Genomic DNA, 437 nt, shown 5'->3' with positions numbered 1-437 from the left:
GTCACGTACAGTGACCTGTAAAGGACTACCAAAGGTCTGTGGGGTCACATTGACACCAGCTATCCTGCCAGCGAGCGCATTGCGTTGACTGACCTGTTGGCCTCGGATCACAACTGAACTTCCGGTGATACTCTTTTTTGCTTGGGGGGTATAACCAAATACCTCCACACTGTCTAACATTTTTGAGTCAGCAGCGGCTAGGTCCCTGTGGATGCCACTATTCATTTTTTCAACCGGAGCTATGCGTACCGATGGCTCCTGATGTACTGGTACTGTCTCCTCCTTATATTGACCTAGATCGGAAGACTTATTGTTGCCTGCCAAGCGGGGGCTATCCTGCTCTTTGATATGAGGTTCAATGGCAGATGAGGCCGCCGTATCGTCTTGAGGTACCGATTTTGAAGAAGGTACATCAGCCGGTACAGAAACATCTGCAG

Annotated in this window: 1 protein-coding gene; it reads right to left on the bottom strand. The window is 49.7% G+C overall.

Annotation, left to right across the window (positions count from 1 at the left end):
• Positions 1 to 437: hypothetical protein (locus tag LC419_RS24000; protein ID WP_223609707.1), on the bottom strand; the 437-nt coding region annotated here is incomplete at both ends.

It is taken from the genome of Chryseobacterium sp. OSA05B, assembly GCF_019970065.1.
Taxonomy (GTDB): Bacteria; Bacteroidota; Bacteroidia; order Flavobacteriales; family Weeksellaceae; genus Chryseobacterium.
The sequence above is the reverse complement of the archived record's forward strand: the minus strand, read 5'-3'. Positions and strand labels throughout refer to the sequence as shown.